The 23,376-nt window shown below is 39.3% G+C and carries 26 protein-coding genes and 4 pseudogenes; 7 read left to right on the top strand and 23 right to left on the bottom strand.

All coding sequences use genetic code 11. The annotated features are described in order from the left end of the window. The first annotated feature begins 548 nt into the window (after window positions 1-548). Entirely contained in the window at window positions 549-1,958 is a 1,410-nt protein-coding gene (locus PSI22_RS05545) for an AAA family ATPase (protein ID WP_273578908.1), read from the top strand. After that, complete coding sequence (locus PSI22_RS05540) at window positions 1,958-2,887, top strand: hypothetical protein (protein WP_273578907.1); 930 nt, start codon at window positions 1,958-1,960, stop codon at window positions 2,885-2,887. The genes PSI22_RS05545 and PSI22_RS05540 overlap by 1 nt, the downstream gene beginning before the upstream one ends. A 291-nt stretch (window positions 2,888-3,178) precedes the next feature. On the opposite strand, the gene PSI22_RS05535 is transcribed toward PSI22_RS05540, so the two are convergent. The 14 genes and pseudogenes from PSI22_RS05535 to PSI22_RS05470 form a co-directional block, all read right to left on the bottom strand. Further along, the gene (locus PSI22_RS05535; protein ID WP_273578906.1) at window positions 3,179-3,442 is read right to left on the bottom strand and encodes a helix-turn-helix domain-containing protein; all 264 of its coding nucleotides are present in this window, start codon (window positions 3,440-3,442) and stop codon (window positions 3,179-3,181) included. A gap of 277 nt (window positions 3,443-3,719) precedes the next feature. Beyond that, on the bottom strand, window positions 3,720-5,381 hold the full coding sequence (locus PSI22_RS05530; RefSeq protein WP_273578905.1) for a terminase large subunit: 1,662 nt from the start codon (window positions 5,379-5,381) through the stop codon (window positions 3,720-3,722). Further along, on the bottom strand, window positions 5,378-5,731 hold the full coding sequence (locus PSI22_RS05525; RefSeq protein WP_273578904.1) for a phage terminase small subunit P27 family: 354 nt from the start codon (window positions 5,729-5,731) through the stop codon (window positions 5,378-5,380). Before PSI22_RS05525 ends, PSI22_RS05530 begins: the two co-directional genes overlap by 4 nt. Before the next feature lie 129 nt (window positions 5,732-5,860). Next, window positions 5,861-6,295, bottom strand: coding sequence for an HNH endonuclease (locus tag PSI22_RS05520; protein WP_273578903.1), 435 nt, complete (start codon window positions 6,293-6,295; stop codon window positions 5,861-5,863). Further along, window positions 6,296-6,592: a head-tail connector protein gene (locus PSI22_RS05515; RefSeq protein ID WP_273578902.1), complete on the bottom strand. Its 297-nt coding sequence runs from the start codon at window positions 6,590-6,592 to the stop codon at window positions 6,296-6,298. After that, entirely contained in the window at window positions 6,592-6,924 is a 333-nt protein-coding gene (locus PSI22_RS05510) for a phage head closure protein (RefSeq protein ID WP_273578901.1), read from the bottom strand. Before PSI22_RS05510 ends, PSI22_RS05515 begins: the two co-directional genes overlap by 1 nt. A 101-nt stretch (window positions 6,925-7,025) precedes the next feature. Then, window positions 7,026-7,169: pseudogene (locus PSI22_RS05505) on the bottom strand (phage portal protein); the annotation flags it as partial. After that, on the bottom strand, window positions 7,138-8,301 hold the full coding sequence (locus tag PSI22_RS05500; protein ID WP_273578900.1) for a phage major capsid protein: 1,164 nt from the start codon (window positions 8,299-8,301) through the stop codon (window positions 7,138-7,140). The gene PSI22_RS05500 and the pseudogene PSI22_RS05505, both read right to left, overlap by 32 nt. Window positions 8,302-8,437: 136 nt before the next feature. Further along, window positions 8,438-8,821 carry a hypothetical protein gene (locus PSI22_RS05495; protein ID WP_051862875.1) on the bottom strand — a complete coding sequence of 128 codons (384 nt, stop codon included), beginning with the start codon at window positions 8,819-8,821 and terminating at the stop codon, window positions 8,438-8,440. A 2-nt stretch (window positions 8,822-8,823) separates the two neighbouring features. After that, the gene (locus PSI22_RS05490) at window positions 8,824-10,026 is read right to left on the bottom strand and encodes a hypothetical protein (protein WP_273578899.1); all 1,203 of its coding nucleotides are present in this window, start codon (window positions 10,024-10,026) and stop codon (window positions 8,824-8,826) included. Between the two features lie 289 nt (window positions 10,027-10,315). Further along, window positions 10,316-10,774 (bottom strand): annotated as a pseudogene (locus tag PSI22_RS05485) (Hcp family type VI secretion system effector); the annotation flags it as partial. 484 nt (window positions 10,775-11,258) lie between these two features. Beyond that, window positions 11,259-13,626: pseudogene (locus tag PSI22_RS05480) on the bottom strand (primase-like DNA-binding domain-containing protein). Window positions 13,627-13,673: 47 nt separating this feature from the next. Further along, entirely contained in the window at window positions 13,674-14,081 is a 408-nt protein-coding gene (locus PSI22_RS05475) for a hypothetical protein (RefSeq protein WP_273578898.1), read from the bottom strand. Beyond that, window positions 14,071-14,199, bottom strand: a complete 129-nt coding sequence (locus tag PSI22_RS05470; RefSeq protein ID WP_273555751.1) for a hypothetical protein — start codon at window positions 14,197-14,199, stop codon at window positions 14,071-14,073. Before PSI22_RS05470 ends, PSI22_RS05475 begins: the two co-directional genes overlap by 11 nt. Before the next feature lie 136 nt (window positions 14,200-14,335). On the opposite strand from PSI22_RS05470, the gene PSI22_RS05465 reads away from it, so the two are divergent. Then, window positions 14,336-14,518: a YlcI/YnfO family protein gene (locus PSI22_RS05465; RefSeq protein ID WP_038189287.1), complete on the top strand. Its 183-nt coding sequence runs from the start codon at window positions 14,336-14,338 to the stop codon at window positions 14,516-14,518. A 190-nt stretch (window positions 14,519-14,708) separates the two neighbouring features. Here the strand turns inward: PSI22_RS05465 and PSI22_RS05460 are convergent, their stop codons facing one another. Together PSI22_RS05460 and PSI22_RS05455 are read right to left on the bottom strand one after the other, a co-directional pair. After that, entirely contained in the window at window positions 14,709-14,993 is a 285-nt protein-coding gene (locus tag PSI22_RS05460; RefSeq protein ID WP_273555753.1) for a helix-turn-helix transcriptional regulator, read from the bottom strand. A 126-nt stretch (window positions 14,994-15,119) separates the two neighbouring features. Next, complete coding sequence (locus tag PSI22_RS05455; protein WP_273578897.1) at window positions 15,120-16,343, bottom strand: tyrosine-type recombinase/integrase; 1,224 nt, start codon at window positions 16,341-16,343, stop codon at window positions 15,120-15,122. 405 nt (window positions 16,344-16,748) lie between these two features. On the opposite strand from PSI22_RS05455, the gene PSI22_RS05450 reads away from it, so the two are divergent. Then, window positions 16,749-17,030, top strand: coding sequence for a DUF1090 family protein (locus PSI22_RS05450; RefSeq protein WP_273578896.1), 282 nt, complete (start codon window positions 16,749-16,751; stop codon window positions 17,028-17,030). Between the two features lie 44 nt (window positions 17,031-17,074). Here the strand turns inward: PSI22_RS05450 and PSI22_RS05445 are convergent, their stop codons facing one another. Both PSI22_RS05445 and PSI22_RS05440 read right to left on the bottom strand, forming a co-directional pair. Beyond that, window positions 17,075-17,608: a hypothetical protein gene (locus PSI22_RS05445; protein WP_273578895.1), complete on the bottom strand. Its 534-nt coding sequence runs from the start codon at window positions 17,606-17,608 to the stop codon at window positions 17,075-17,077. Window positions 17,609-18,189: 581 nt separating this feature from the next. After that, a complete protein-coding gene (locus tag PSI22_RS05440; protein WP_273578894.1) occupies window positions 18,190-18,600 on the bottom strand; it encodes a hypothetical protein in 411 nt (136 codons plus the stop codon). A 339-nt stretch (window positions 18,601-18,939) separates the two neighbouring features. Between PSI22_RS05440 and PSI22_RS21455 the strand changes: the two genes are divergently transcribed. Together PSI22_RS21455 and PSI22_RS05435 are read left to right on the top strand one after the other, a co-directional pair. Then, window positions 18,940-19,047 carry a SymE family type I addiction module toxin gene (locus PSI22_RS21455; protein ID WP_370689004.1) on the top strand — a complete coding sequence of 36 codons (108 nt, stop codon included), beginning with the start codon at window positions 18,940-18,942 and terminating at the stop codon, window positions 19,045-19,047. An 870-nt stretch (window positions 19,048-19,917) separates the two neighbouring features. Further along, window positions 19,918-20,149, top strand: a pseudogene (locus PSI22_RS05435) (IS66 family transposase); the annotation flags it as partial. Here PSI22_RS05435 and PSI22_RS05430 read toward each other — a convergent pair. After that, window positions 20,094-20,261, bottom strand: a complete 168-nt coding sequence (locus PSI22_RS05430; protein WP_273578966.1) for a hypothetical protein — start codon at window positions 20,259-20,261, stop codon at window positions 20,094-20,096. The pseudogene PSI22_RS05435 and the gene PSI22_RS05430 sit on opposite strands and share 56 nt — an antisense overlap. Here PSI22_RS05430 and PSI22_RS05425 point away from each other — a divergent pair. Further along, window positions 20,260-20,421, top strand: coding sequence for a hypothetical protein (locus tag PSI22_RS05425; RefSeq protein WP_273578893.1), 162 nt, complete (start codon window positions 20,260-20,262; stop codon window positions 20,419-20,421). The genes PSI22_RS05430 and PSI22_RS05425 overlap by 2 nt on opposite strands. Before the next feature lie 79 nt (window positions 20,422-20,500). On the opposite strand, the gene PSI22_RS05420 is transcribed toward PSI22_RS05425, so the two are convergent. The 4 genes from PSI22_RS05420 to PSI22_RS05405 form a co-directional block, all read right to left on the bottom strand. After that, window positions 20,501-21,487 (bottom strand): hypothetical protein, encoded by a 987-nt coding sequence (locus PSI22_RS05420; protein ID WP_273578892.1) that lies wholly within the window; start codon window positions 21,485-21,487, stop codon window positions 20,501-20,503. A 5-nt stretch (window positions 21,488-21,492) separates the two neighbouring features. Next, window positions 21,493-22,344: an RHS repeat domain-containing protein gene (locus PSI22_RS05415; protein ID WP_273578891.1), complete on the bottom strand. Its 852-nt coding sequence runs from the start codon at window positions 22,342-22,344 to the stop codon at window positions 21,493-21,495. 60 nt (window positions 22,345-22,404) lie between these two features. Beyond that, entirely contained in the window at window positions 22,405-22,872 is a 468-nt protein-coding gene (locus PSI22_RS05410) for a hypothetical protein (RefSeq protein ID WP_038196228.1), read from the bottom strand. After that, window positions 22,869-23,376 (bottom strand): RHS repeat-associated core domain-containing protein (locus PSI22_RS05405; RefSeq protein ID WP_306310514.1); only part of this gene is annotated, 508 nt, incomplete at its 5' end. The genes PSI22_RS05410 and PSI22_RS05405, both read right to left, overlap by 4 nt.

Here is a 23,376-nt window from a genome sequence, read left to right as displayed (position 1 = left end):
AAATCATTTTATTACCCCACGCATTACCCCACAATTCGTTGCACGAGCACTAAAACACGACGAAGCATAGTAACAAAGTAACTGCTGTCATAGCATCTTAAAAAGAGTAAATGTAGGCTAAAGGGACGTGAAGTGTGGGGAAACAGATTACCCCACGGGGCACGGCGAGATTCTACTTTGCGCAAAAATCAATCATTAAATCCTATAGGATTCGATAAAGTTAATTAACTCATTGTGTTAAATTATTTTGTTCATTTACCGCACATACCCCTATAATGACTCCAAAATAGTTTCATTACTTTATTTGTATAAAAAAATCCCCATAACAGCCTATATCTATAGTTAGATCACTTTAATTACTTACCTGAAACTATATTAAGTTTAAATTTCTTCTTGCTCATAACTATAATTTCCACATAACTACTCTATGCTTAAGGTAAGTTTTTTTGTTTTCTATCATAGTATATCTAACATAGCAATCCTTTAATTTTCAAAGTAATATGTAGATAATTTATCGCTATCATAAGTTCAGAGTATAAGGTTAAATCATGAAAGAAACCCATATAAAAAAAGTTGAATTGAAAGGAATCCACAAGCGTTACAATTTAGAAATTGATTTTAATGAATCTTTAAATATTTTGTATGGAAAAAATGGTACTGGAAAATCAACGCTCATTCATATTATAGCTAACATAGCTAACTGTGACTTTATTCGATTTGCTTTTTTAGAGTTCATTAGCATTAAAGTTATATATTCTAATGATACAAGCGTATGCCTAACTCAAACAGAAGAAAACAATGAAAAATTCGTTACCATAAAAACCGATTCAGATGCTGAATTTTCTTTTGGAAAGAGAGAAGCATCTAAAACAATAAAACAATTGGAGGGTGATAGATATAACAGAGAATATGAAACAGGCTTAAAGTATAGCAGAGAATATGACGACACAGGCCTAATAAAAGAATTATTAGAATTTGTTAAGAAAAATAATATCCGTCAGATTAAAACATCCTATTTCCCTGCATTTAGAACTATAATTGAAGCTTGGTCATCGCGACGTGAAAATCCTATAGGACTTCCTCGTGACGTAAGAAATATGTATTCTAATCGAGTAACAGATTTCTCAAGACAATTGTTTGGTCAGTTTCTTCCTAATATTAAATATCCATCACCAATTGATATTGAACATAATCTCCGAGATGAAATTAGAGATCAACAAATAAAAATAGCAAGATATGAAATTTCAGTATTTTCAGATTCATTTGTAAAAGTATTTTCGGCTCTATTGGAAGGGAAAAATATAGATGTTAATGCTGATCAATTATTAAACGAAATATCTCAACTTACAGCAGAATCATCTAGTAACAAACTGGGAGATTTAGAGGAAAACTCAAATACATACCGAGAACTTCAACAGCTAGTTAATAAAAATGCTAAGCATAGTGATTTCAAAAATTCAGCATCAGGCGCACTCGCCGTATACCGTGATGCACTAAAAGAACGACAATCTTTTCAGCAAGAATCATTTAAAGAAATTGACACATATCTTGAGGTTGTTAATTCTTTTTTAGATAAAAAAGAACTTTCATATTCTTTCGATAAAAATAAAAGAATACCTAAAGTTGGTCTAAAATTTCCCGATGGAACTTGGAGTAGTATTATGGTTATGTCATCTGGAGAAAGACAGCTACTCACTATGCTTTATGCTGTAACTAGAATGAGTGGTAATTCTTCTGTTTTAATTGACGAACCGGAGATTTCATTGCATATAGATTGGCAAGAAGAATTATTAAAAAAAATGATGGAACAACTAGAAAATAGGCAAATTATTGTATGCACACATTCTCCAGCTATAGCAGCTGGCTTTGATGACTATATGAAAGAAGTCTCTCCTGTTTTTATTGACTCTTCTAAAAATGGCTATGATTTCTCATTAAATGAAGAGGATGATTTCTAATGGTTATGATGTACGATGTTAAACAATATATAGTAAAAACTAGAATGAGTTCAAAAAAGAGAATTCTTGTAGAAGGGAAAGATGATAAAGCACATATAGAAAATCTTATTTTTGAAAAGTTTGAAGATATAAAAGTTGAAATTGACACTGCCGAAAATATAAAAGGAGAAAATAAAACTACCGCAAGTAATAATAGAGCTAAGATTGAGCATATACATAATACTTGCAAATCATCAAAGCATCATAGAAATTTACATTTTCTTTGTGACAGAGAGTATTTAAAGTTTAACATAGGAAAAGAAATAGAAGACGCAATGAATGAACATGAAAATGATGGAAATTTAAATTGGACAATAGGGCATTCTTTTGAAAATTATTTCCTTGATAAAAATATAATATTGGATGCATTTGGTTATTTATCTGGTTTGGAATTTAAACGCAGTGCAATTAATCTCTTCGAAAAAATTCTTCCATCAGCTATTAAACTTGCGACTATAATTGCTTTGTCAGCCAGAGAGATAAAAAAATCTTCTTATCCAGGAAATATTCAATGGAGTTATTTTTCTATATCTGAAAATAGCTTAAATTTTAACATTGATGAATGGAAATCCCAAAACCCCAATGAGTTATCTAAAATTTTTGTTAATTATGTGGAGAAGTTCACTCCAATTATAGAAAAAACAGAGCTATTAATATGCTCTCGTATTTGCCGAGGTCATACAGCAGTATTGATACTCCAAAGAATATTTTCTGCCTGCTTATACTCTGTAGGAAAAGATATATATGAACCTCTATCAAAAAAAAGTGCTAATGAATTCGCAAACATAAAAGAATCATCCATATCAAGTGCTCTAAGTGAAGCTTGGATAAAAACAATAAAACCAGAAAATAATAATTACCCCTTAAATCTTATTAATTCTGTAGCATAAAGTCACTAGCAATAGCACCGGAAAAAATATTTCTCCGGTGCTGACATTTCCGTATAGAATAGATAATTTCATGATAATATTAATTATCACGAAAACACTAAATAAATTTATAGCCTAATTTACTTATTATAATGCTTTATAATTTACTAAAAATTCACTTTGGTAATATATCTTTCGCATACAGATATAAATATAAAACTAATTTGTTAACAACAATAAAACATAACCATGAGAGTGGAATAATAACTACAAATCTAACTTTATCTCATGGTTTATTTTGCTAACACTAAACTATTCAGAAGAAGCTTTGCGAGCTATTCGTTCAATAAGCTGACCACGCTGATCAAAATAGCGACTAGGCCAAATTTCAGAAGGATGTATTCCGAGGTAATCCGCAATGATCCACTCTCCTTTAGGCCAAGGTCGACTGAGAGTATTTGCCAGTGTAGATGAACTGAGTCCTGCCTCGCGAGAAACAGCCGCTAAGGTTGTACCACGCTTACGTAATGCAGCAATAATATCAGCTTGATGCCAGTCATTTCTAACGTTATTCATTCCTGCTACCCCTTCCATTAATTAATCATTGATGGTGGCGATTCAGACAGGGTTATCACAACCGGGAACGATCGTCCGGCGAGGCGTAAGCCTCCCCTGCCTGAACCGCCATTGAAAGGGCGATAGCAGACACACTGGTAGAAATTTCCTACCAGTGGATCGTTCTTACAAGGGTGATAATCCTTGACCATTGGATTTTGCCAATGGCACGGCTACTTTAACGAATTGTTTTATCGGGTTCAATAAGCGAATCAGTAAAACCGCTTAACTTTTTGCGCTATATCCCATTAAACGCCTTAAGGCGCTGCTGTTGTTCCTCACTCAATGTAAATGCAAAGTCTTCATGCTCAACCTGCCATGTACCAAAACTCATCAGGAGCGCAATGGCGGGGTCAATCTTGTTCGCGGATTTCTTCTTGTTCGGCTTGATATTGGCGTTCGCGTCGGTTTCCATCACCACATTGGACATTGCCCACGCGAGCACTGGATCACCGTTGTGACGAATGACCTTACGGTTAACGAACACCTCGGCAGATTTGGCAACGGGGCTAAAGCGCATATAGGTTTGCGGGAAGGGTTCAACGTCCAGCCCTGCTCCCTGTAATTGCGTTCTTAGGTGCGTGGCGTTCCATGTATCAAAACCCACCAGCTTGATATCAAAATGCTGGCTGTCTTTGAGAATATCATCACGAATACGGTCATAATCAATGCAGTCGCCTGTTGTGGTACGTATCCAGCCCATTTGCGCCCATTGACGATACACCGCCCGATTCTTATTAGCGGGATTCTGTAACTGAGCTTCGGGCAGATAGTGGCGGGTCAGTAATAACAGCTCATTGTCCACAGGGAACGTGTAACATATACTGGTGATATCACCTGTTGACGATAAATCCAGTCCGGCGTAACACTCCAGCCCCTTAAGATCGCGCTCGTTATACTCCATTTGACAAGCTTTCCAAGCACCTTCACCCATCCACGGCGTTTCGCCCTGACACCAGATATTAAAGCGTTTGGTTAACATCTCCGTCCATTGTGAGGGAATGCCACGGGCTTTCTGTATCGTGTCATGCAAAGCGGCACTGTCTACCGAGACATTCAGATTGGGATTGGCCTTAATCCAAAGGGTTTCATTATCAATTTCGTTCTCGTCGTCCAGTTCGTAAATCAGGGCAAACAGAGATTCGTTCTGTTCCTCACCGTCCAATATCTGGCAACAATAATCATAGTGTTGTTTACAGGCTGATATCACGTTACTGCCCGCCGTGGTAATGGCAAACAGGAGTCCTTCGGGACGTGCGCCCATGCCTAATTCAAGGGCAGAATACACCGCGTTATCAGGGTGCAAATGGTACTCATCGACAATGGCAAGGCTGGGGTTTGTCCCTTCAATGGTGGCGGCTTTGGCTGCCAGTGGCTTTAACAGGCTATTGGTTTTCGGGTAGGTCACTTTATGTTGCTGGATAGATAGCCGCTTTTTGAGCGGTTTGGAAAGTAAACTCATCTGGCGGGCATCATCAAACACGATACGCGCCTGATCACGGCTCACGGCGGCGGTGTAAATATCTTGCTGTCCCTGCTCCATCACCAAGAACCAGTTAGCCAGTATGGCGGCAACGGTGGATTTCGCATTTTTGCGCGGCACCTGAATATAAGCGCTACGGTACTTTCTGCGTCCGGTCGCTTTTACCTTGAAGCCGAACAGATTGGCAAAGGCGAACTGCTGCCACGGCTCCAATACAATCGGCTTACCGCGTAAGTGGCCTTTGACGTGTGGACAAAGACAGGAAAAAGCAATAAAGCGCGCCACTATCTCGGTATCAAACGTATAACGTGGGTTATTCAGGTCGTTATAATAGCGTTTCACGGCCTGTTTCAGTCGCTTACAGGCCGAAATTTTACCGTTTTGGATATCAAAAGCGTATTGCTCCCATGCATTCATAGGCGGTCTAACTCGTCTTCTTCCTCAGTTTCTATCGGATTTTTACGCCGTGAAACCGGATCAAAACCCAGTAAGGACGACATTTTTATCATGATTTTTTCCGCATCGGCCTTGGCGCTCAGTGATGGATTGCGGCTTTCGCTGCCCTGACTGTTTACGATGCTAAAGCCCCGAATATCAAGGTCTGCCACCGCTTTTCGGTAAATGGCATAGTTGACGCAGTACAGTTCTAAGTTGTTCCAGCCGGCGGCGGTCAGATCTTCCCGTTCACCTAAGATTTTTGCCTTGGATTTCCACTGACTGGCGGCAATGTCATTAAGATACGTCGGGGGTTTGGGTGCTCTTGCCATAATTTTCTGTCTTCCTTGTGAGTTTATTTTCAAAAAAAGTGCCGGGCGTAAAAATTGGAGGAGGGGGTCGGTTCCGCTGAGAAGCGCGTTGGTCATTTTTAATACCCCCACCCACTATTTCATTTGTGATTATTCTGCGACTAACCAACCGCGACGCTTTGCCGCTTCTGTTTCCCGTTCCTGATAGATACCCTGTTTGCGCTTCGCTTTGGTGATAGGATCTGTCTGTACGGTCTTGCGGTTATGGCAGGGCTGGCATAACGATTGATGATTGGATTCAGGCCAGAACAACACATCAGCTTCACCCTGTATCGGGATAATGTGATCCACAATCGTTGCAGGGGCATAGATATCTTGCTGTAGGCAGTGGACACATAACGGGTTAGTTTTCAGGTATTGCAGCCGATAGCGTCCCCATCGGTTACTGTAACCTCGTTGGGTTCGGGTTCCCCGTTGTTTGTCCTGCTGCCGTCGGGCTTCCCGTTGGTGTTGTTCACAGCGGCCTGACTTCACACGCTCACGGCAACTCGGATAACTACAGCGCTTTAACGGTTGCCACGGCATCTAATACACTCCCACATCACGATAGACAGACCACAATGACTTGATGGTAAAATGGACTTCTTTAAGTTCTGCTTCTGTCACCATCTCCCGATTTTCATACAGCAAGCTAATATAAAGCAGACAGCCCACCTTGATAGCAGGGGTAAAAGCCAATCCGTTATCAAACCGTTTGCCGATATGTTGCTGGCAAACTTCCAGCGCGGCTTCGGCATAGCCCATTAACAAGGCATCATCAAGCGTGTCGCTTTCATCCAGCCGGCAATGCTGTTTGATTTCATTTAAAGGGATTTCCGCCATTAAAAAACACCGCCTTTACAAAGCAACTCTAAGCGGGTGTATTTCGCATCAGGGATAACCGCCACAATGTCAAAAGCAGTTCCTCTGGTGTTAGCCCCGTTATAGAGAATGATATTGGCGGTGGTCACGTCATCACGGTAACGCATCCAGATACGCACAGTGGCCTCAGAGAACACCGCACCGGATGCCAAACGCTCACGCCCGCTAATCGCCCCCACTTCCGCCCAGACGGTGGCGATATCCACCCACTTGTCAATAACCTGCCCTGACGGGGCGCGTGACTGCTCGGATTTCTGGATAGTCACCCGATGCCTCAATCTGCCTGCCCTCATTCCTTGCCCTCCGGTTGTTTCTTGATTTCTACCGTTTGCTTCCATGCCTGACTGAATTCATCGCCACCTTTACGGGAGAGAGTCCCTCACGTTCACGGGCTTACCACATACGCATTACCATTGAGTAAGCAATGACGCATCAACGTTCGTTTAAACTGAAATGGGGTCTGGCAGTCATTCGGGCACTCATTCAGCAAATAATCTACAGGGTGATTACTGAGCCACTCGCGGGATTCTTTGCCGTTCAAGGATCTTGATTGCGTTGGAGTCCACCAGACCGCCGCCCAGATATTTATCGGTGTGTACCTTATAAAATCCCGGCTCGGTGATATTGTCGGGGCGGGTGCGGATGCCTGTTTCATGGTCAACAATGAAATAACCGCGTTTGAAGTCGCCCAGACCGATCACGCCATCGGGCATAAATTCGAGATAATGGACAGGTAAGCCCAGCAGCATATCGGGATCACCCGCTTGTAAGCGTTCCCGCCAGATATAATCTCCATTGCCGTTTTTCAGTTTTTGCACTTGGGCGGCGGTATTGGAGTTCATCACCCAGACGGAGTTTTTGCGGTACTTATTCTTAAGTAGAAACTTAAGGTCAATCAGGTTATCGGCCTCAAGCGTGGTAGCTTCTAGTTTTTGCAGCGTGCCAAAATCACGCACCTTGTCGCTTTTCGTGTCGCGGGGATAAGCCAGAAAGCCTTTGGCTTTTTTGCTGCCGTCACCGCTCACCAGATCCGTTTCTTCGGTATCCACGAACGTATCGGCAATCTCTGAGGTCAGCCAGCCTAAGATATCCACATCGCTAAAATCGATGATCTCTTGCGTGGTCTTGGGGTAAGCGTAGACAGGGAACAGCTTAATGCTGACTTCTTCCATCTTCGGGGTTGCTGTCTCACCGCGTGCCTTGCCTTCTTCGCCGTGTGCTACGGCTGCCCCCCCGACCGAAACCAATTGCTTATATTCGTTACTGCGAGTGGTTTTGATAGTACAGATTTGGCGCATGACTGACTCACAGGTAAGTTGCTGCATAATCTGTTTATTCAGTTCGGGGATAACGGTATAGCCACCCTCTGAGGGAACGCCCGTAGACAAGGTGCGGGTTTCTCCGGTCAGAATATAGTGACGCAATTCGTCATTACTGAGGTTCTTGCTGGTCGGCTGGGTTTTACCTGCCTGACTGCGTTCTTCGTCAGATAACGCCTCATAACGGGTAATTTCCGCACTGAGCGCATCAGACTGATTGCGCAGCTCGTCGAACTGTTTGTTTTCATCGGCAGTCAGAGAGCGCTTTTCGTTTTCGGCTTTGGTAAGCAGCGAGCGCATTTGGTTGGTTAAATCGGTTTTTTGCTGACGTAATTCGAGTAGTTTTTTCATGGTGTTTTTCAGAATAGTTATTTTTTCAGTAAATAACTATTAACATCATGAAAATAATAAGGAAGAATTATGATTCTGTTGAGCAAGCATACAAATATAGAAATGGCGATGTAAATCGCCATTCTAATAATAAAAATCATTCTTTCACTTTTATTGTGTAGGTTTTATTAAATTTACCTACTTTTGTAAACATATTGCCATAAACACCACCAGATATTTTTATAGTTATTTCTCCAGCATGTATAGGCATTCCTTGAATTTGAATACGGCTATAGTCTTTTTCTGTTGCTGGCAGAACAGGGGTTGTATAATCGCTAGGATTCCATGTTAGACCTGAGTTTGAAGGTGTTATTTTGGCTGAAAAACCCATATCTATAACACCCGGTATGTTTATTATTTCATTATATGGAACTCCTACCTGAGCATCTTTTAAATAGTTTCCATTAGGATAAATGGAAACAGTTTGTCTTGTACAAGCAGAAACAAGTAAGATGGATATAATGAAAAAAATATTTCTCATTTTTATTTTATTGGTTTAAAAACCAACCCTCCAAATGTATGTTTTAAAAAATAATTTAAATTATTATTAGGTTTAACCCGCTCACTAATCCCTCCCCAAGTAAACATATTTAAATTAACTATTTCATTTTCACTATCTAGGTTTATTGACTTTCCTTTTGAGCTAACTTCACCTTCCCATACAATCCAATGATTTTTACCTGAAGTTTCACCAGCTGATCCGTTTAGCATTCCAACCGATATTAAACTTACAACAATATACCCTTTTCTTATATAATCGTTTAAAGTTATTATATCATTGATATTACTATGGGAAAAAATACTTATATTATCAAAAATTTTCTCATAACCTGCTTTCTCAAACCATTCGGTTAATTTCCCCCACATTGTAACTCCCGCTGTTTCAGCTTCAACTTGATTATAGCCAAAAATAGCATTTTCTGAGTCTCTTAAGCTCGCTAATGTTATCCAATCTAAACCTGAAATTGTTGGTGCTCCATTATTATAGAAAGAACCGTTAGGGTGGCGGCAACCATCACCCGGTTTAATTTCTAATCTACCTATTTTAGTCTTGCCATATTTCCATAGCTCACGGGCAGATTGCTCATAAATATCTGGCCTATCCTTCTGTAAGCAATAAAAAAATGCCGCTGGGCCACATAAACTAGCCCATCCTTGTCTTGGATAAGTTTTTTTTGCAATTCTATCCTGAATTTCCGATTCAATTTTAATTTTTTCAAATGGATCTTTTTCGTGACCAACTGGATATTCTTTTGCAATAAATACTCTTTCAGGGATAGTAATTTTTAATTCAATCGTATTATCGCCATAGCTGACGGGTTTTGTTTCAGCCGTACTTTCAAAATAGCAGGCATTTTCTCGTTTGTTATCCGAACAGGCTTTACCTGCTACAAATTCACCCAGCGTATACATTTTTTTAAAAGGGGCTTGCAATGCCTGAATAGTATTTGAACCGTGTTTACGGTAAAGCATAATTTGCATAATATAAATTACAGAAAGATCATCATCTGTTTCCTGAGTAATATGTTTTTGAGTTTCATAATTACTCTGCAATTGCGCTTTTTCAACATCCAGTAATATATGATGATTTCCTGCTGCATCCTGACGAGAAATAATTAAATCGTAAAACAATTTTTCAGCAGGTACATTCGATTTAATTTGAGTGTAAACGCTATAAGTTGGCATGGTATTAATCCCTTAAAATATGAAATTCAAGATTCTTTTTGTCATCAGTGAGATGCCATTGGGTATAACCTTGTTTATCAGTCTTGCCTTCCTTTACCTGACCATCCGGCAGGCAAACACGATACTTATGTTCGGCTAAAAGATTGCCGTTATCATCCGTAAAACGATAGCGGACGTGATGTTTAGAGGGTTTTGCGGATGTTTCTTCAACCAATGGCTGTTTAAGCAGCTTCACATTCGTGAACCCAGACAATAACGGCCTGCCTTCTTCACGCCCGGCTAATTGGGTAATGCTATAACCCGATGTGCCTGCAATAAGATGCCTGCATGAAATAGACTTATAATCAAGCTGTACTGTCTCATACGGAATCTGGTCATTACTGTTTATCGAATGGGGATAATGACAGGCAAAATCAACTATTGTTGCGCCGGTCAGCTTGATTTCATAAAAGGCTTCTAATTGCCCCATCGGGCTAGTTCGATAACTCAGAAAAACAGCCTCTAATAATTCGTTACCGTCAATTGCCATTGCTAAGAGTGGTGAAGATTTATCAATGGGTTTGGTAAAACTGACCGGATGATGGTGCGCGTTTTGATCACGGCTCACTGTATGACTGATACTCAGTACCTGTATTTCATCTTCCCGGCCTGCCTGATAGCGGTTTCCTATCGATTCAGGTGTTGAACAGCCAGCCGAAATTAATCCCTGTTTCTTGCCCTTTAACGACAAGTAGATGATGTGTGACATCTTATCTCCTGTGATCTGGTTTCCGATAAATATCGAATGAAACAGGATACAACAGGAATATTTATCTATTCCAGTCAGAGTATAAACGCAGCAATGAATTTGTGATTAATCTCTGTTTTTTAAAGTAAATCAGAAGATTACATCGTTTAAATTTCTGGCAGCACCAAATCAGGCTGATACCTTATTTGACTGTCTTCGATTTATCCGGCTTTATTTACCTGCCAAAGATACCCCCCTATAAATCTTTTTCGCCCTCTCAGTTATGCACCCTCTGCACAATCCCCTAAAAGCCTTGCTACATCTGGGTTTGTCGTAATTAATATGATATTCATTAACTGTATCCTCTATTCACCCCTTTTTTATCCTAATGAAGAGAATGTATAGTTGATGTATAGCTAAAAAATAACTATACATCTATTATTTTTTTTAAATACAGATAGATACTTAAAATGATGTATAGAATGCAGACTTAAACTCAAAAGGTTTATAGCAGGGATTTAAAGTCCCGACACTCAGGCACAGACGGCAGCCATTCTTCGGCTTCTTCCGACAACTCAACGTTATAAGAGTAGCCTTTCTTAGTTCGCACTTTCCGATACTCCTTCCGGTATTCCAACATAATCTTGGGCAGCGATTCGCCGAACTTGGTCAGTGTTAATGGGCGTTCAAAGCCGTGCGCTTCCATACAAAGAAAGATAAGCATGATACAGGTACAATCTCGGTGCGCGTGGGCTGATGTTCTTATTACCCATCTTCATCCCGGTCGTATCATCGACGGACACCAGATAACCGCAAAAACGATATAACGGATCTGAATTGCTTTTCACCGTTAATGCTTCGTTAGAATCGCGTTGCGCCTGTAGCAGCTTTTTAGCCTTGTTCTGGTCGGCAAATTCCGTTAACAAATGACGGATAATCACAGGCAGTTCCCGGCTGATTTTCTCCGGCAATTGTGGGTCTTTCTCGGATTCTTTGACCGGAATATTAAACGGGAATATCACCCTACGCCGTGCAATCCCGCCGTTACGTTCCGTAAAGCTCATCGGTTCGTTATTGGTGGCTAATACAACGGCTTTGATTACCGTAGAAAATTGCTTCTCATATTTCCCGTCAACTTCAATCAAATCACCGCCAGTAATAGCCTTAATGCCAGCGCCTTCACCGACATATTTAACTTGATCGGGTAGCGTAATCAGGCTTTTCCCGACAAACTGATAGCGGCCTCTGGCTTCATCCAATGCTCTCATATTGCCACTGGCTGTATTATGCTCTCCTGCCAATAGTGTTGCTATATAGGTAAAGATACTTTTACCGCTACCACCTTCGCCCGTCACTTCAATAAATAGCTGCCAGTCATAGCGGTTTGCCAGGATCATAAACAGGGCGGCTTTGATGCGATTCATTTTGTGTTCATTGCTTCCCGCCGCATGGGATAGCCAACGGTAAAAATCAGGAGCATGATCCGGCAAATTTTCACCGATAGCAGGCGGGGTGAATGTAATGCCGTTATGGTTCATTAGCCAATGTTCCGGCTGATGTGGGGTAAATTGTTGTGTCGATAATTCATATACACCATTACGAAATCCGATTAAATCCTGCCGCTGTTCGCCGATAACCGGCACTTGTAATTTCATGGCACAGATAGCATTGTTGATCCCGTTCGGGCTGTAAGGGGTTTCGTGCTGGTCAAAAATTGCCACCATTGTGCGGCGCAGCTCATTATCTGATACGGTCTGCCATGTCGTACCGTTAAAATGGTAAACCATATCACTTTCTGGATTGACCGCGACCTCGCCATAGCGCTCGACCACCAACGCCCCGCGCTGACTGGCTGCCATTTGTGCCAGATTGTTGTTGGCTTTTTTTGGCTTCGATTCGTGGATCACCGCTTCTGCTTCCATTAGTCTTTTCTCCCCAACCTGATATAACCCGTTATTAAATGCCTGCTTTGCTGCCTCAATGCCGTGATGCTGGCGATAATCGTCCCAATCGACTTTCAATGCCGTTGACGGTAGTGTTACCCAGCCACTAATCGCTATAGCGGCCTTCTCTGCCGCAATCTTGCCAACGTTCTTTTTCAGCCTGCCGTTTTTGTCCCGTTCGCCTTGCCCGTGCCAGTCATTATCAGCAGCAATGATGATTCTGGCGTTTGGCCACCGCTCTCTCACCAGTCCGGCTACCACCGATAAATTACTTTCATCAATGGCCGCCAGTACCACACCTTCATGTAATTGGCTGACGGTTAAGGCTGTTGCGTAACCCTCGGTAATAATGATCGTGTCAGGTATTCCGGTAATCTCTGAGACAGGAATAAAGCTGCCTTTCTTCTGAGTCCCTGAGACAAGGCGCTTTTCACCATTAGGCTTAATGGTCTGCCCGCCTGTGATCGTGCCACCCAGTGTCTGAGTCACCAGTAATAAAGAACCATCTTTTAATAACCGCTGGTTGGGGCATTGCAGCCCCTTTTTCACCAGATATTGAGATTCGCCAGTAATAGCTGTAGCGAGCATTGTTGTGATGCGTTCAGCAATAGGTTTCACTGGTCGGGGCTGCTCTTTAGCGGGCTTGGGTTCAGGTAAAGGAAGTGCCAGCACATCCGCCACGAGTTTCGCCGCTGCAAAGATTGTGATCCCTTTGGTTCGCGCCACCAAATCCAGACCATCACCGTGATTCTGCTCATCACACTGGCGACAATGCCAGTCACCGTTATTGTTATCGTCAATAAAGTGAAAGCGATCAGTACCTCCACATATCGGGCAAGCGCCGTGTTTGCCCTTTAAGGGAACATCAACGCCACAGGCGGGCAACAAGAGTTGCCAGTGAGTGACTGCGGATTGCTTCACTGCACGGATAACATCTAACGGGCGGCTGTTCTGATTATTATTTCCCTGATTCACGATTACTCGTCCTCGCCATGAACCACCGCATAAAGCGAGTAGTAAGCTTCCTGATTGATATCACAGGCCAGCGAAAGCAAATCATGTAACTCTTCTGAACAATGTTGGCTGGCCTGCTCAAGAATGACTTCGTATAAAGAAGTGCATAAACCCGCACGAAACGCGGCCTGATCTAATGAGCCGGATTGCCTATGTATCACGGAATTTAATAATTTATTCGCAAGAGGCTGCGGGGCATGTTTCAACAGAGCGCGGTGAACTTCCTGATTGATATCGCACGCCAGTGCAATCAAGTTATTTAAGTTGGTTTCGCACTCGTCGTTCGCTTTTTTGATAATGAACGTGAAGAGTGAAGTGCTCAAACCTACGCGATACAGCGCCTGCTTTAGTGAGATAGGTTTATTGCTCATGGTGTGCCTCCTGACGTGATACGAAGATCAGCGAGAACATACCAGCCAGCCGCTGAGTGCCGGATGCAATTAGGAATGTAAATTTTAGGCGAGTTTGGTTAGACTGTGTGTCAGCCATGATCGTTACCTCGATTAACGGTTTGGTTAGATGCCTCGTCAGTGTTCCACCACTACGGGGCATTGCTTTTTTATGGCGCTCATCTTTATAATGGTTCGCACCACTGTTTAATAAATTAACATAATGGTTCGAACCGATGCAAGATGAAAAAAGCAAAAAACCCTATGAACGAAATAACAGCACACGTCGAACAATTCGCTTTGAAGACGATCTGCTTGAGCAAATTGAAGAGATAGCTGATAAAGGTAATTTCAGTTCATGGGTTAAAGATGCTTGCCGCGAAAAACTCCTGACTTTAGGAATAAAGCCTAAAATCTGAACCAACCAGTAATAACTGTGATTGTTAACTAACCCTCTTAAAGAGGGTTGTTTATCAAATTGATAATTGCTTAATCTCAAAGAATCTCTATAGCTATTTACCATCACACCACCTATTCCCCAAAATCAAACTATTTTTAGAGTGAGTTTGACCGCTGCCAATCAAGGCAGTAATTTTTTCCATGGTGTTATTAGTTAGCAGGTTTACGGCTATATGGGTTATTTACATTGTCTACAGTGGGCGGATTACGTACCCAGTGCAGCAGATCACTGAGCAACCAAGCACAGGAATTGCGGCCTAGTGGCTTACGGGCAGGAAAGCGGCCTTCATTTTCCAGTTTCCATGCTGACGTTCTGGAAATAGAGGTAATGTGCTGGCGTTCCTTTTCACGTATAAGACGATCATAAGGTTCGCCATACTCAGAAAGGATTGAGCGGCGTTCTTCAGGTGTAGGAGTACTGTATTGAATGGTCATGTTACCCTCACTGTTTAATTGTTTTTGTGAGGGTATTTTACTTAAATGAAATCATTACAAAAGAAATCAACATTGTTGCGTGTCTATCACAATTATCCTGCTTATCATCAAATCAATTAAACCCTATTATTGAACTGCCTTTAATATAACCACATTCTCATAATTACCCGCCAATACATCCAGTCTCTCGCACCATTTGTTTAAAGCATCTAGCTTCTCTGGTAGGTATTGGCTCCGGTTATAAACCGCTAGCACACCACCTAAAGTATGCCCTAACAGCAATTCAACAATGTGTGGAGCGATTCCCGCATCACTTAGCATGGTTGCAAATGTACGCCTAAAGTCATGAAGAACCCATTTTTCATTATGTTTTAATCTTTCCCATACTCTGTTCCCAGTTGAACTAACAGCCGTATTTTCTTTATATTCTCCTAATAAATATTCAGAATGTTTATTTTGAAATTTTAATCTACGTATCTTCGTTACCATAGCATCGGGGATAGGCCTTACTATTTTCTCTCTCGTTTTACTGTTAATTTCAGGAACAATCCATAACCTTTGCTCCAAATCCCACTCATTCATTTTAGAACGACGAACTTCGACAGTTCTGGCACCAAACACAATTAATAAATAAAAAAGATCTGAATAATAAGGAATAAAAAAATCACTATGTACCGCTCTAACTACATCAGATAATTCTTTTTCAGTTAAAACTTTTTTTCGCTTATTTAATTTTACGCCTATATCCTGCTTCGTAATACCTTCCAAAACATGGGAAACAGCAAAACGTCTGATTCTACAAAACTTAAGAGCCTGCTGTGACATTTGCAAAAGCATTCCCGCCACACTTGGAGCTACTTTTTTTACTTGGTCAAAGCGTTTTAGCCAATAAGGTGTATCACAATCCGCAAGAGCCATATCACCAATGTAAGGAAATAAATGTTTATTAAAACGCTCTCTGTATCTACCAGCATTCACTATATGATTATCAGCATATTCCGTTAACCAATACTCAATAGCATCCTGAACTGTAACTGGCTTTAATGTTTCTTCTCTATCAAGCTTTATCATTCGTTGGGGATCTTTGCCTTCTGCTAACCATGTCCGGCATTGAGTTCGCAGCTCTCTGGCTTTCGCTAAAGACAGATCAGGGTATCGCCCAAGGGTAAGTAAATTTGCTTCCGTGCTCCTTCCACCTAGTCGATACTTATAAATCCAAGTTATAGAACCTACTTTCGTGATACGAATCATCAGCCCAGCACCATCAGATACTTTTCTCACCTTATCAGAGCGAGCACCCAGTAACGATTTGAGTTTCTTATCTGATAATCGATTTATTCCAGTAGTCATTTGGCTCTCTAACTCAAGATATTCGTTACCCCACCGATTACCCCACAGTGTGATGTAAAAGTAAGAAAACGTCAATAAACACTGGAACAATATACAGTATAAAATTTAATATAAGGAATTGATATTTAAGATAATTAAATGCAAATAAGATAACATCAGAACACCAAACTTCATTGGTGACGATAACTTAGCATTCGATTTTTAAACCCCAGTACAGAATATTGATAACTTGTCTGATGTCTTATCAAACAATTGAGGAGGCATTATAGCCCCATTCTTGCTAAAAAAGATAAAAGCCTCCATTTCCCTCCTACCAGTTGTAGCCTCAGTTGAATTTTCAGGATCAAATCAAGATCTGTGTATAAAATTTTGGATAAGCCCCTAAAATAACCCCAGGAATGATTCATGATGTCGAAAACTATGATCTTATCTGCATTGATCGTTTTCAGTATGAGTGTTGCCTATGCAAGCCAAGAGAAGACGGGATGTGAAATAAAGAAAAAAACATTGAAGAAACAACTTGAATACGCACAGGCAGATGGAGATAAACGCCTGATTGCAGGGTTGACACGCACTTTAGAAAGTATAAAGGCCACTTGTGAACTGGAAAAACGCTTAAAATATCAACAGCACAACCCAGAACCGACAAAAAACAGACTTAAAAAAGTGCAGACCAAGAAGAAATAACAGACTTGCACCAAAACACCTATCAACCAATAGCTAGGGTATGACTACAAGCTTCTTCCCCTGACTTGCTGTGCATTAGAAGGGGAGATTTTGTAATAAACTTTATCGCCCATAAATGGCTTATTTTCAATTTCCACCGAAAGGATCGAGTTATCTCTGGAAATCGCATAATAGATAAAATTATTTCCTTTTACATCATAAGGATAATTAAAATCAGGTTTAAGAAATTTCTTCTCGTAAGACTCTGCATGAGGATAATATTCATCCGAATAAATCACCTTCTGATTTTTAACAAAGATAATTTTATAAAAAAGACTGGCTTTCCCCGTAAATGCCGCACCAATAATATACTCAATATCCTCACGACCCATCCCTTTATCGATGATATACATTTTATCCCAATCAAAAGACGTGATTTTATTCATATCGATCAAACAGGTCGTATTCTTCTGACAATGTTTATCAACATAACCAATAAGACTCAACTTACTGTTATTAAAAGATAAAAATACAATGACAATTCCCAATATTAACGCAAATACGATAATAATATTCTTGTTGGCAACATGGACAAACATCATTCCCCCTTCATAATCAAATTTGATATGAGAAAACGGTTTTTGGAATTTTACCCTTGGCAATCAACTCATTACTATTAAAGCTATAACATCGGTCTTATCACTATTGCTCATGTTGTGATATTGATAAACCCAATTTGAAAGAGTCCCCCTCTGCTTTCAATCAGCAGCCTGATCTTTTGGAGTTTACAATATGCCATGAGGATATATCTTGATGTGTGGATAAGTTGCCACATCACTTACAAGCAACTGTTTTACAATTGCTATTTGATCTTTTAAGTGCAATTTACAAGATAAAAAAATTCAACCCCTCTTTGTTCTTCCTGCATTTAAAGAACACTATCATCGGTGCTCTATACAGCGAAAAAGTATACTAATTGTACTAGCAATTTCTTTTGTTACAAATAGGAAAATATGGTAAGCAAATAATAAATGAAATAAATCATCGCTAATGTGAAAGGGTGGTAGTTTAAGAGGGAGCAGAAGACTTAATTTGTTATGGAGGAAGTGCGGGATAAATAGAAAAAACGGATAAAAACACTGGCCATTTATACATGCCAGTATGGTTTTTACGTATGTTCTTATCTGAAATAATGGTTATCTTCTGACGATGAACGTTCATCTTTCATTTGTTGTTCATTGGCGGGAGAAACCCGATAAAATTTTTTCCCAGAACCGTGATATGCTCTCACCACTATCAAAAGTTTTGTATTATTTTGAGTAACAAGGTAATAATCAAAATCATCTTTTTCTTTTTCATCTGGGGAAGAAAAATAAATTATCAATCTTCTATAATCTGCAAAAAAACCAAAAGGTGGATAATATTCATCGACATAAACAATTTTATTGTTTCTAACAAAAACGAATCGATACAGTTTATCCATTGACCAATCATGATAGGGAATACCAGTAATATCATTAACCTCACGTATATCCATTTCCACATCAAATAAATACATGGTATCCCACTTAAATGGTGTGATTTTCCTCATATCAACCACACATTCCTGATTTGGATGACAATAATTATCAGCATAATCGAACAGACCATCTATGATGTTGAAATTTCTATTTTTATACACCGGAAAAACAATAATCAGGAGATAAAATAATGAATTTATGTTTTCTCATATAGTTTATAACGTTATATATGGATACTTTTATTTTTTCAAAAAAATAACATTTTCATAATTAGCATAAGATTATTATTTTTCTTTATCGCATATTGAAAAACATGTAATACTACCGATGCTTTTATTTTCAGAATAACTTCGGATTTTACCTCGATTAAAAACTTTAATTAAATTATCCATATCATGGTTTAACCTCTTATTGGCGGCTGGTTGGCGGAGAGCGGTTTTCTGGATCAGCCTATTACGGTTGAAACGGCGTATGGCACTATTGTAATAAGAGCCGAATTACCGATTTTTCTGGCCTAAAAAAATCAATAAAAATAAACCGGAATGCTGGCATGGAATTCCGGTTTATTTTACTTTTAGACTGTATTCTAAAAATGTTATTGTTGCTCTGCCCTTTCAACAAAATCATTCAGCGAGCGAGAAAATTCCCTGATACTGTCTGTTTTTAGTTTTTCTGTAGATGTACTATCACCATAGCCAGATGTATTTATATCGAAATTGAATCTTTGAAACGTGATAGAGAAAATACCGTTAATCCACCCCCTGGACTATACTCATCGCCTTCATAACGAGCGTCAAAATAATATCCCGTTTTCTTGTGAAAACCAATAAGACGATCAAAATATTGACACAGTTCAATCGCTATTGAAGAGTCATCAGAATAATAAGGCCGGTCATAAGATAAAATAAACCAGCCCGACTGTAGTTTTAATTCAGGTAAGTTCACGTGTGATAAAAACATATTATTCTTTCATTTCACTTCTTTTGAAAATATTGTACTTACTATCAGAAATTACGTTCAATTATAAGAATATGGTTTAATAAGTGTTACACTTATTATATAAATTCAGGTTGCATTTATTATGTGAATTAGCGTTTATATTTATATTTATATTTATATTTATATTTATAACAGAATAACAGAATAACAGAATAACAGAATAACAGAATAACAGAATAACAGAATAATAAAATAATAAAATTAATATTCCATACCAATTATTAGACAAGACAAATCTTAAATATTAATATCTTCGGCGTGGTTTATTATTTAATTAACCAACTGATACATATCCACAAAATAAAACAGAATGCCAATATGTTTATCTATTTTATTTTACTCTCCGTTATATTTTCAAAATATTATTAGTTCTCTGTTATTTCAAAAAATTAAATGATGGCCATCTGTCGATTGATAATAACTGGCCAGAAAACGTGGCTGTTCAGCCATACCCCACGCGGCGCATAAGCGAGCGCGATCCTCTACAGTGTCACTGACACGGCAAAAGCCAATGGGCTGATCCCCTTCGATTACATCATGGTTTGCCTTGATGAATTATGCCAGCCTATCCCGGATTTAGAGAAACGCCTACCATGGACGATGGCGGAGAGGAAGGTGTAATCCACCATACGCTCACGATTTTTTGGCAAAACTGCTGGATAGTCAGTTCGGATTTTTTCTGCTGTTCAAAAATGTCTAGCCACTCAGCTTGAGTAAACTTGGATTGGCTCATGCGGGTTACCACCATAATAAGAGCAAGTGATGCCATTGTAATGAATGAAGCAACCTTGGGTACCCGCAGCATCAAGCAACAGTACCAGGGCCAGCAAGACCAGCTTAGTGAGATTAAGCTCCGAATGCGGGAACTGATTGAGGATTATCGGGCAGGATAATAATAAAAGCCGGAAGACCCAAGGATCTTTCCGGCTTTTTTATACAACAATGATGTATTTATTATTCTAACTAGCTACTTTATATTTCTACTCTTGACAAATAATAACCAAGATGCAGTCCTTTAAAATGTTCTTTTCTAACGTAGAACCTCATTTTTAAAATAAATGAAAATATATCAAAAAACAAATCATTCGATTTTCCACAAAACTCTTTTAAGAGTAAAACTTCTTCCGGTTTGTTTTTTAATACATAATATATGTAATTCATTACAATTATTTTTGAAACAAAAACATTTACACGCTCTTGTCCAGAAGAAACACAATCCTTTATTACTTTAAAAATTTCACTCTTATTCTCAGAGTACTTCTTAATAAAAAAATCAGGATAAGTGTAATCTATATTATAATCTTCAAAAGGAAGATGATAATCTTTATCATGCGAAGTTAAAAAATTAATTGCATCACAATGGAATTTATTAATTTCTATTAATGTTTCTTCCTGCCCTTTTTTTACATATTGCTTAGCCAAATCATGTATGGAAGATAACATACTCATTACTTTCTCCCTCTTACTTACGCCCTCATTTTTACCACAGATAAAATAAAGAACATCATCCTCAACAACAAAATTTTTATCAAAGTTGTCGCCAAATCCGATCTCATAAAAGAGATAGTTAATAAAATCGCTTTTATACTGGTCTAAATTATTCCCCGCATCTATTCTACCAATGTTTTTTAGTTGATGAACAAAATAACTTATAAAAATATTTTTACCCTGATAATAATCATTATTATTTATCGAAAAAATATTTGGTAATACGCGAAGAAAATTATTGAAAGGATCATACGGTTTATAACAATGAAGATCACATGGTATTTTTTTTTCGTTTAAACATTCATACCATCTATGAAGACTAAACTCAGAATCATTTACTATCTTCAGTGAAATAATTTCATTAAATTCGTCATCACATCGCTCAAATAACACTATGTCATTATCTATCGGATTAGCTCTTTTATTGAATAGTCTTTTCAATTTATATATATAGAGATCATTTAGATTCATTTTTATTAATCCAGTTTATGAGAACATTTTTTGGGTTTACCCCATTTCCCTTTAACTTTTTGTTCACTTCTAGCTTTTATAATTTCATTATTGAATGCAGAATCAGGATTTTTAATCAAATTGTAACCAATGCCTCTGGCACCAGCTTCATTTGTATTTTTAGATAATACCCCATCCTTATAACCAGCTTCTCCGACGAAAAACCCCTCTAAATCTTTAGCATTTTGTAATATATCCATTCCTTTCGGTGTAATGGTATAAACAACTCTAAAGACTTCATCATTAGGATTCCAATTAGCTCCAGGTAAGTTAACCCAACGAGCTACACTTCCTCTTATATGAGGTACAATTTTCCCTCCCGCTGCCTTGACTGCCTCGACTTCACCTTCTCCCATATACTTAACTATCTCATGAGCCTGTGCATTCGTTTTTCCTTTGGCTTTAGCCAAACCTAGCGGGTCAATCCAAGACGTCGGGTTGGACACATAGGCATAGGGATTCTCACCCCCAGCTAGCCCAATTGGGTCGGGCGTCAGATACTGCCCCGCGACCGCCGAATAATACCGGAACCGATTGTAGACCAGCCCGCTTTCTTCATCCAGCCACTGGCCGGCGAATTTCAGCCCCGGATCAAACTGCGCGTTTTCACCCAGTGCCTTCAGGCACAAGCCATATAAAGAATGGGCAGGCTGACGCCAGACCCGATGCCCTTTGGGGTCAAATAACGCCAGCGGTTCGCCTGTCGGCGCACACACGGCATACTGGGTCTGAAGTTCACCCGCCCGCAAATCACTGCGGTTCTCCGGGTAACGGCCAAGGACTAAACTGCTCTTAAAAGAACAAAGCCGGCAGATCACGGGGATCTTTCCGGCTCTATTTATTTATTAATTAGATCTTATATTATTTATAGAGAATAATTAAAAAGTTTCTTCTTCTAATTCATCCGTTCCCATTTTCATAAATAAAACTTCTAATGCTTCCCATGGGAAAGGATGTTCATAAACTACTATGCTTATTTTTAAACATTTACTACCCAGTTCTTTCACATCCCATAAAAACCAAGTTCTGTTCTCTGGCTCTAACCAATATAGCCAATCATTAAGAGTCCAGTCATCAGAATCATCGGAGTCAGAAAAAGAACTCACAAATTCTTTCGGTAAAATAGAACTCCATTTATCAATACTAGGCCAAGTTGAAAAACTATTTTCATGAATCAATAGTAATATTTCTTTTACTTTATCTAAAATATCACTTGCACTACTTTCGTTACAATTAGCAATATAATCAACGATAAATCCCTCATCCTTTTTAATCACAGAAAAGGACGATAATACCCTATTTTTTTCATCCTCTAATTTCATTTTCATTATTTCTGACATTGTCATAATATTTTCCCCGAACCTGGTATAATATTACCATTTAATAACTCATTAATATGGTCTGTTCTTAATCCATATTGATTTGGCGCTTTTTTAACATCAACCTTAAGAGGCAGCCTTTTATTTGCCTTACTTTTACCTACATCTCTTTCTCTAATGGCTGTTTCTTTTAGTTTATCTAGAAACGATTGTTTAACCTCGAAGGTGTTAATTACTTTATCTCCTCCTTCAGCCCCACGGAAAGTCATCGCTCTACTTTCTTCTCCAAAATTCAAAAATAACATTCTCTCTGTATCAGGAATAGAGACATTTCCCTTCTCATCAATAAAAATTCTCTTACTATTTGCATGGTCTGTTTCGACTCGAAAAACAGAAACCGTATCGCCACATTTACCGCTATTTAATCCCAGCGGATCGATCCATCCCGTGGGATTTGATACATAAGCGTATGGATTCACTCCCCCCATCAATCCAATAGGATCAGGCGTCAGATAACAACTGGCCACCGCC

Source organism: Xenorhabdus aichiensis (assembly GCF_028598775.1).
GTDB lineage: Bacteria > Pseudomonadota > Gammaproteobacteria > Enterobacterales > Enterobacteriaceae > Xenorhabdus > Xenorhabdus bovienii.
The sequence above is the reverse complement of the archived record's forward strand: the minus strand, read 5'-3'. Positions and strand labels throughout refer to the sequence as shown.